Genomic DNA, 8,751 nt, shown 5'->3' on the forward strand with positions numbered 1-8,751 from the left:
GCCGGCGGGCGGCTGAACCATGGCCGCGATGATCTCGCCCTCCCCCGCGAAGCCGGCGGGCACCCCGCCGGCGCCGCCCTGCACCTTCGTCATCTTCGGCGCGTCGGGCGACCTGACCGGCCGCCTGCTGACCCCTGCCCTGTATCACCTGCAGCGCGAGGGGCTGCTGGATCCCGGCTTCGAGATCGTCGGCGTCGACCGGGTCGAGAACAACGACGAGGGCTTCCGCAAGACCCTGGGCGAGGCGCTGCACACGCTGGGCACTGACGCCCAGAGTGGCATCGATGAGGCCGCCTGGGGCCAGCTGGCCGCCAACATCCACTACCTGACCGGCGACTTCGCCGACCCGTCGACCTATCAGGGACTGGCGGCGCATCTGGAGCAGCGGCAGCGCGCCACCGGCAGTTCCAACGCCGTGTTCTACCTGGCCGTGGCGCCTCGCTTCTTCGCCCCGATCGCCACCGCCTTGTCCTCCGCCGGCCTGCTGCAGGAGAGCGACACCGCCTTTCGCCGGCTGGTGGTGGAGAAGCCGTTCGGCACCGACCTGGCCTCGGCGAAGGACCTCAACGCCAGGTTGCTGGCCGTCGCATCCGAGAAGCAGATCTACAGGATCGATCACTATCTCGGGAAAGAGACGGTCCAGAACATCATGGCCTTCCGGTTCGGCAACGGCATCTTCGAGCCGATCTGGAACCGCGACCATATCGAGTGCGTGCAGATCACCGCGGCCGAGACGGTGGGGGTGGAGCGGCGCGGCCGCTTCTACGACGCCACCGGGGCGCTGCGCGACATGGTGCCGAACCACCTGTTCCAGCTGCTGGCCATGACCGCGATGGAGGCGCCGAACTCCTTCGACGCCGACGCCGTGCGCACCGAGAAGGCCAAGGTGGTCGAGGCGGTGCGCGACCTGACGCCGGAGGAGGCGGCCAGGGTGGTGGTGCGCGGCCAGTACGATGCGGGAACCGTCCTCGGCAAGCCGCGCGCGGCCTACCGGCAGGAGCCGGATGTGGCGCCGGACAGCCGCACCGAGACTTATGTCGCGATGAAGCTGGCGATCGACAATTGGCGCTGGTCCGGCGTGCCCTTCTACCTGCGCACCGGCAAGTCGCTGGCGGTGCGGCGGACCGAGATCGCGATCCAGTTCAAGAAGGCGCCGGCGGTGCTGTTCCGCGACGCGGTCAACGCCCCGACGCCGAACCTGCTGGTGATCGCCATCCAGCCCGACGAGGGCATCTCGCTGCGTTTTGCCGCCAAGGTGCCGGGGCGGGAGATGCGCCTCGGCCAGGTCGAGATGGATTTCCGCTATTCCGAGCACTTCAAGGCGGAGCCGCAGACCGGGTACGAAACGCTGATCTATGACTGCATGACCGGCGACCCGACGCTGTTCCAGCGCGCCGACAACATCGAGGCCGGCTGGTTCGAGGTACAGGCGATCCAGAAGCTCTGGGCCGGCCTGGACACCGCGCCGGACCTGTACCCGGCCGGCAGCGACGGCCCGGCCTGCGCCGACGATCTGCTGGCCCGCGACGGCTATGCCTGGCTGCCGCTGACGTGACCCTCGCAACCCCCGCCGGGCGCATCGCCCTGCTGATCTCCGACGTCGACGGCACGCTGGCCGATCCGGACAAGGTGGTGACCCCGGCCTCGGTGGCGGCGGTGCGCCGGCTGGGCGAGGCCGGGATCGGCTTCTCGATCGTCTCCAGCCGGCCGCCGCGCGGCCTGTCGGGGCTGATCGCGCAGCTGGGCCTGACCCTGCCGCTGGGCGGCTTCAACGGCGGCACCATCTTCCGGCCGGACGGGAGCGTGGTGTCGGCGCTGACGGTGCCGGAGCCGGCGGCGCGGACCGCGCTGGCGACGCTGCGCCGCTTCGGCGCCGACCCCTGGGTGTTCGCCGACAACCAGTGGATCGCGACCGATCCCGACGGGGAATATGTGCCGCTGGAGCGGCGCACGGTGGGGTTCGACCCGACCATCGTCGCCGATCTCGACCCCTATCTGGCGCGCGCCGGCAAGCTCGTCGGCGCCTCCGGCGACTTCGAGGGGTTGGCCCGCTGCGAGGCCGAGCTGCGCGGCCTGCTGGGCGGCAGCGCCATCGCCGCCCGGTCCCAGCGCTACTACCTCGACATCAACCACCCGGAGGCCGACAAGGGCCACGCGGTCGGCCGCATCGCCGCGGCGGCGGGGGTGGACCCGGCCGAGGTCGCGGTGATCGGCGACGCCGCCAACGACGTGCCGATGTTCCGGGCCGCCGGCCTGTCGATCGCCATGGGCAACGCCATCGACGAGGTGAAAGCGCTGGCGCATTTCGTCACCGCTGGCAACGACGCCGAGGGCTTCGCCCAGGCGGTGGACCGGTTCCTGCTGCCGCGAGGGCCGAAGGCGTAGGCGCCGGCGCACGGTCGCTGAGGCATATTCCGATTGCCTCTCCCGTCTGCGAGACCTTTTTAGAGTTCCCAACGCCGTCATTGCGAGCGCAGCGAAGCAATCCATGCAGCCGCTCGTGCGGGACGATGGATTGCTTCGTCGGCTTCGCCTCCTCGCAATGACGGCGAGGGATGAGTGTTTTGAAAAAGTCTCGCAAGCAGGAGAGGCAACGCGCTCTCACATCCGCAGCCTGTCTATGCCCGGCGCTGCCGCGCCACGGCAGCGCCGCTCTCCCCCAGATCCCAGAACAGCCCCGTCATCATCTGCAGCCCTTCGCGGGCCAGCGGGGCCAGGAGGTGTTCGTCGGGGCCGTGCTGGCGGCAGCCGCCATAGGAGTGCGGCACCCAGACCGTGGCCAGGCCAAGCGTGCCGGCGAAGACCTCGTTCGGCAGCGACCCGCCGACATTCGGGAGCACCATCGGCGCGGCGCCGGTGGTGGCGGCGATCGAGCCGGCGGCCCAGCGCGCCCACGCATCGTCCGGGTCCAGCCGCGTCGCCAGCATGGGCGTGCCGGACTCCGTGACCTCGATGCCGCGAAAGCCCTGGGATTCGAGATAGGCGCCGACCGTGCCGGGCAGGTCGGAAACGTCGGTGCCGACGACGAAGCGCAGCTGGCAATGCACCCGCGCGGAAGGCGGGATCGCGTTCTGCGGCGCGTCCGGCGTGCCGGCGGTGAAGGCCAGCACCTCCAGCGCGTTCCAGCCGAACACCCGCTCGGCCGGGCTCAGCCCCGGCTCGCCCCAGCCCTCGGCCAAAGGCGCGCCCTCGGCGTCGCGGGCGATGGCGACATCGGCCAGGGCGCGGCGCACCGACTCCGGCATCGGCGCCGGCCGCAGCCCGGGCACGCGGATAGCGCCGCGGGCATCGACCAGCGCCGCGACGGCGTTGGCCAGGATGGTGGCAGGGTTGGGCAGCAGCCCGCCCCAGTTGCCGGAATGATGGCTGCCCTCGCGCAGGGTCAGGCGCAGGTCGAAATTGATCACGCCACGGGTGCCGAGCGCGATCATCGGCCGGCCGGCATCCAGCCGCGGCCCGTCGGACGCGATCAGCACGTCGGCGGCCAGCAGGCCACGGTTGGCGGCGCAGATCTCGTCCAGACCGGGCGAGCCGATCTCCTCACTGGTCTCGACCAGGAAGGCCATGTTGAAGCCGAGGCGGCCGCCGCGCGCCTGCAGCACCTGCTCGATGGCGGCGATGTTGATCGAATGCTGGCCCTTGTTGTCGGCGGTGCCGCGGCCGTACCAGCGGTCACCCTCGACCGTGATCCGCCACGGGTCCAGCCCGGCCCGCCAGCGCTCCGGCGCGCCCAGCACGACGTCGCCATGGCCGTAGCACAGCACGCCGGGCAGGCCGTCGCCCTCCTGCCGCCGGGCGATCAGCGCCGGAGCATCGGGCGCGGCCGGGTTGGCGACGAGATGCAGGTCGAAGCCGAGCCGGGCGAGGCTCGGCCCGATCTCGCGCCGCAGATAATCGAGCAGCGGCGCGCGGTCGGCCGCCTGGCTCTCGGTGCGGATGCCAATGCGGCGGTCGAGATCGGCCCGGAAGCCGCCCTGGTCGAAATAGCGCGCCGCCCCGGCGATCGCCGCGTCCCGTGTCATCCCTGCCTCCGCTGAAGGCCGGGCGGTCGGGGCCCGGCGCTGCAACGGTCGCAAATGGGCGGCGGATCGCCAAGCCCCTGTGTCGCTCCCCCTCACCCTCCCGCCGCCAACGCGGCGGGCCCCTCCCTCTCCCCAAGGAGAGGGGTGATTAACCTCTCCTTGGGGAGAGGTCGAAACCGCGCAGCGGTTTCGGGTGAGGGGGTGGCTCAGGCCTGTCCGCAGCACTCCAAGCTACGCGGCTTCCGCCAGCCGCGCCGCCGCCAGACCGCGCTCGATGTCCGCCAGGATGTCGTCGATATGCTCGATCCCGACCGACAGGCGGACATAGCCGTCGGTCACGCCGCTGGCCCGCTGCTCCTCGGCCGTCAGCTGCGAATGGGTGGTCGAAGCCGGGTGGATCGCCAGGCTGCGCGCATCGCCGATATTGGCGACGTGGTACAGCAGCTTCAGCCCGTCGATGAAGCGCCGCCCGGCCGCGGCACCGCCGGCCAGCTCGAAGCCGACCAGGCCGCCATAGCCGCCCTTCAGGTATCTCTCCGCCCGTTCGCGCGCCGCGCCGGTCTGCAGCGAGGGATGGATGACGCGGGTGACGTCCTTGCGCTGGGCCAGGAAGGCGGCGACAGCGCTGGCGTTGTGGGAATGCCGCTCGATCCGCAGCGGCAGCGTCTCCAGCCCCTGCAGGATCTGGAAGGCGTTGAACGGCGACAGCGAGGCGCCGAGGTCGCGCTGCAGCGTGGTCCGCGCCTTGACGATATAGGCGACCGGGCCGAGCGGCTTCGTCGCCTCGACCCACACCGCGCCGTGATAGCTGGGATCCGGCGTGTTCAGCGCCGGCTGCCGCGCCGGGTGCGCCGCCCAGTCGAAATTGCCGCCATCGACGATCAGCCCGCCGATCGAGGTGCCGTGGCCGCCGATGTATTTGGTGGTCGAGTACACGATGATCGCCGCGCCGTGCTCGAGCGGCCGCAGCAGCACGGGCGCCGCGGTGTTGTCGACGATCAGCGGGATGCCGAATTCACGCCCGATGGCGGCGACCTCGGCGATCGGGAACACCGTCAGCTTCGGGTTGGGCAGGCTCTCGGCGTAGAAGGCGCGGGTGCGGTCGTCGATGGCGCGGCGGAAATTCTCCGGGTCGGCCGGATCGACGAAGCGGACCTCGATGCCCTGCTCGCTGAGCCGGTTGGCGAACAGGTTCCAGGTGCCGCCATAGAGGTCGGTCGAGCTGACGATGTTGTCGCCGGCCCGGGCCAGGTTCTGCACCGAGAAGGCCGAGGCCGCCTGGCCGGAGGCGACGGCCAGCGCCGCGGCTCCGCCTTCCAGCGCCGCGATCCGCTGCTCCAGCACGTCGACGGTCGGGTTGCCGATGCGGCTGTAGATGTTGCCCAGCTCCTCCAGCGCGAACAGGCGCCGCGCATGCTCGGTGTCCTGGAACTGGAAGGAGGTGGATTGGTAGATCGGCACCGCCACGGCGCCGGTCGCCGGATCGGCCCGCCAGCCGGCATGGAGGGCCAGGGTTTCAGGGCGCAGCGCCGGTTCGGACATGGGATTCTCCCTCGATGCGATGGCGGCGTTCCAAGGAGATTAACACGAAGCCCGAGAGGCTCAACTACAAATTATCAACTAATTATGTTGTTTGCAATATACAACAACAACTGATTGATAAATTGTCATGCCTGGGCTTGACCCGGGCATCCAGAGATGTCGAAGCCGCTCTGGGCGGCCCCTGGATCGCCGGGTCTAGCCCGGCGATGACAGCAGAGGGGAACGCGCAGGCCGGACCGCCCTTCGCGACAGCCCGGCGATGACAATGGGAAGGGCCTACCCCCTACTCCGCCGCCTCGGCCTTCGGGTCCAGGATCACCGGCGGGTCAAAGGCGGTGACGCGCGGCACCGGGCCTTCGTGCTTCACGATCTCGACCAGGCAGGTGTGGGCGCTGGCGCCCTGGCCGAGGCGCGAGGTGCCCTTGTCGCGGGTCAGGACGTTCGGGTTGCCGTGCTTGCACATGGCCCCGACCTCGCCCGGCACCTCCGGGTCGTACCAGGCGCCGGTGGCCAGTTGGATCACGCCCTGCATCACCTTGTCCGTGACCAGCGCCCCGGCCAGGCAGGCGCCGCGGTCGTTGAACAACCGCACCACGTCGCCGTCCTGGATGCCGCGGGCGGCGGCGTCGGTGGGGTGGATCCACACCGGCTCGCGGTCGGCCACCTTCTCGCTGCGGCTGGTGACGCCGGGGTCGAGCTGGCTGTGCAGCCGGGTCTTCGGCTGGTTCGAGATCAGGTGCAACGGGAAGCGCTCCGTCTCCGCCGAGCCGAGCCACTCCGCCGGCTCCAGCCACATCGGGTGGCCCGGGCAGTCGTCATAGCCGAAGCCGGCGATGCGGTCGGAGAAGATCTCGATCCGGCCGCTCGGCGTCGGCAGCTTGTTGGCCACCGGGTCGGCGCGGAAGGCCTGCAGCAGGATCTTCGGCTTCTCCGACAGCGGCAGCTCGACATGGCCGATCTCCCAGAACTCCTGGAAGCCCGGCAGCTCGATCCCCGCCTCCTCGGCGGTGCGGCGGTCGTTCTCGTAGAAGTGCTGGACCCAGCCCATCTCGTCGCGGCCTTCGGTGAAGGCGAGACGCTCGCCGGCCCGGTCCGACAGCTCGGCCAGGATGTCGAAGTCGCTGCGCGCCTGGCCGACCGGCGGGATCGCCTGCGGCATGGCCAGGATGTAGGGGTCGCGCGCGGCGCCGCCGATGTCGTTGCGCTCGAAGCTGGTGGTGGCCGGCAGCACGATGTCAGCGCGGCGGGCCACCGGGGTCCACCACGGCTCCTGCACGATCACCGTCTCCGGCTTCGCCCAGGCGCGCAGCAGGCGGTTCAGGTCCTGGTGATGGTGGAACGGGTTGCCGCCGGCCCAGTAGACCAGCTTGATGTCGGGATAGGTGATGCGGTGGCCGTTGTAGTCGTCGGTCTCGCCCGGCCGCAGCAGCAGGTCGGAGATGCGGGCGACGGGGATGTAGCGGCCGGTGGGGTTCGGGCCCGGGATGATGCGGCTGCGGCTGCGGCCGTCGCTGGCCGAGCCGACATTGGCCTCGGCGCCGTAGCCGTAGCCGATGCCGCCGCCGGGCAGGCCGATCTGGCCCAGCATCGCCGCCAGCACCGTGCCCATCCAGTAGGGCTGCTCGCCATGGTCGCCGCGCTGCAGCGACCAGCTGAGGCTGATCATGGTGCGCTGCGACGCCATGCGCCGGGCCAGGTCGCGGATGGTGGCGGCGGACAGGCCGGAGATGTTGGCTGCCCAGTCGGCATCCTTCGGCGTGCCGTCGGACTGGCCCATGAGATAGGGCAGGAAGCGGTCGAAGCCGCTGGTGTAGCGGTCGACGAAGCCGCGATCGTACAGCCCTTCGGCCACCAGCGTGTGGGCCAGGCCGAGCATGATCGCGGTGTCGGTGTTCGGCCGCGGCGCCAGCCATTCGGCATCCGCCTCCGCCGCCATGTCGTCGCGCACCGGGCCGATATAGACGAACTTCACCCCGGCCTCGCGGCTGCGGCGGTTCCAGTCGCGCTGCTGGTGCTTGCCGGTGCCGCCCGAGGCGATCTGGCTGTTGCGCGGCGGCATGCCGCCGAAGGCCACCACCAGCCGGCCGTCGCTGGCGATGCTGCGCCAGTCGGTGGTCTCGACCAGCACGCGGTTGAAGTCGCCGATGATGTGCGGGATCAGCGGCAGCGCCGCGCCGAAGCTGTAGTTGTTGACCGAGGCGGTGAAGCCGCCGGTGTAGCCCAGCATGCGGCGCAGCAGGGTCGGCGCGTTGTGCAGCCGGCCGGCGCTGCCCCAGCCATAGCTGCCGCCATAGATCGCCTCGGGCCCGTGCTCGGTCCGCACTCGCTCCAGCTCGCCCGCCACCAGCTCCAGCGCCGTCTCCCACGACACCGGCACGAAGGCGTCGGCGCCGCGGCGGCTGCCGTCGCTGTGGTGGCGCTTGGCCAGCCAGCCGGCCCGGACCATCGGCTGCGAAACGCGCAGGTTGCCATGCACCATGCCGGGCAACGAGTTGATGATCGGCGACGGGTCGATGTCGCTGGCATAGGGCTGGATGCCGACCATCTTGTCGCCCTCGACGACCGCCATGACGGCGCCGTAGTGGCTGGAGGATGGGCTCAGACGGGGCACGGCAGGACTCCCTGGTCGATCACGGTCACGGCGGGCCCCAGATGGTCGCAGCCGAATTCGTGGCGTCAACCGGATTTCCGTCATGGCCGTCAACACATATGGTCGCCGGGGACGGATGGAGGCGCCGAATCGCCATGACGGCGGAGACGAAGACGACGGACCGGCGGTGGAAGCGCAGGGCGCGGCGCGGCGGCATCGTGCTGTGGCGGGTGTGGGGCGAGATCGGCGAGGATCGGGTGTTCGCGCTGGCGGCCGGCGTCGCCTACTACACCCTGCTGGCGCTGTTCCCCGCGATCGGCGTCTTCGTCTCGCTGTACGGCCTGATCGCCGACGTCTCGACCGTGCAGCAGAACATCGAGGACCTCGCCGTGATCCTGCCGGCCGGCAGCCTCGACCTCATCGCCGGGCAGATGCAGCGCATCGCCAGCCAGCCGCCGAAGAGCCTGGGCATCGCCTTCTTCGCCGGCCTCGCCGTCTCGCTGTGGAGCGCCAATGCCGGGGTGAAGGCGATGTTCGACGCCCTCAACGTCGCCTATGACGAGGAGGAGCGGCGCGGCTTCGTCCGCCTCAACATGG

Annotated in this window: 6 protein-coding genes; 3 read left to right on the forward strand and 3 right to left on the reverse strand. The window is 70.6% G+C overall.

Annotated elements, in window-relative coordinates:
• The first annotated feature begins 19 nt into the window (after positions 1 to 19).
• Together zwf and ABDW35_RS25780 are read left to right on the forward strand one after the other, a co-directional pair.
• Positions 20 to 1,555, forward strand: a complete 1,536-nt coding sequence (gene zwf, locus ABDW35_RS25775) for a glucose-6-phosphate dehydrogenase (protein ID WP_343716721.1) — start codon at positions 20 to 22, stop codon at positions 1,553 to 1,555.
• Positions 1,552 to 2,385, forward strand: a complete 834-nt coding sequence (locus tag ABDW35_RS25780; RefSeq protein ID WP_343716722.1) for an HAD family hydrolase — start codon at positions 1,552 to 1,554, stop codon at positions 2,383 to 2,385. Before zwf ends, ABDW35_RS25780 begins: the two co-directional genes overlap by 4 nt.
• A 233-nt stretch (positions 2,386 to 2,618) precedes the next feature.
• Here the strand turns inward: ABDW35_RS25780 and ABDW35_RS25785 are convergent, their stop codons facing one another.
• The 3 genes from ABDW35_RS25785 to ABDW35_RS25795 form a co-directional block, all read right to left on the reverse strand.
• Complete coding sequence (locus tag ABDW35_RS25785; protein WP_343716723.1) at positions 2,619 to 4,022, reverse strand: M20 family metallopeptidase; 1,404 nt, start codon at positions 4,020 to 4,022, stop codon at positions 2,619 to 2,621.
• A 231-nt stretch (positions 4,023 to 4,253) separates the two neighbouring features.
• Positions 4,254 to 5,564, reverse strand: a complete 1,311-nt coding sequence (locus ABDW35_RS25790) for a PLP-dependent transferase (protein ID WP_343716724.1) — start codon at positions 5,562 to 5,564, stop codon at positions 4,254 to 4,256.
• Positions 5,565 to 5,847: 283 nt separating this feature from the next.
• Positions 5,848 to 8,175 carry a molybdopterin guanine dinucleotide-containing S/N-oxide reductase gene (locus tag ABDW35_RS25795; RefSeq protein WP_343716725.1) on the reverse strand — a complete coding sequence of 776 codons (2,328 nt, stop codon included), beginning with the start codon at positions 8,173 to 8,175 and terminating at the stop codon, positions 5,848 to 5,850.
• Positions 8,176 to 8,309: 134 nt separating this feature from the next.
• Here ABDW35_RS25795 and ABDW35_RS25800 point away from each other — a divergent pair.
• Positions 8,310 to 8,751: YihY/virulence factor BrkB family protein (locus ABDW35_RS25800; RefSeq protein ID WP_343716726.1), on the forward strand; the 442-nt coding region annotated here is incomplete at its 3' end.

Origin of the sequence: Inquilinus sp. (assembly GCF_039594555.1) — a bacterium.
Lineage (GTDB): Bacteria > Pseudomonadota > Alphaproteobacteria > DSM-16000 > Inquilinaceae > Inquilinus.

Excerpts from the sequence above, each read along its gene's own strand:
- ABDW35_RS25790 (WP_343716724.1), bottom strand. The coding sequence starts at position 5,564 with ATGTCCGAACCGGCGCTGCGCCCTGAAACCCTGGCCCTCCATGCCGGC.
- zwf (WP_343716721.1), top strand. The coding sequence starts at position 20 with ATGGCCGCGATGATCTCGCCCTCCCCCGCGAAGCCGGCGGGCACCCCG.
- ABDW35_RS25785 (WP_343716723.1), bottom strand. The coding sequence starts at position 4,022 with ATGACACGGGACGCGGCGATCGCCGGGGCGGCGCGCTATTTCGACCAG.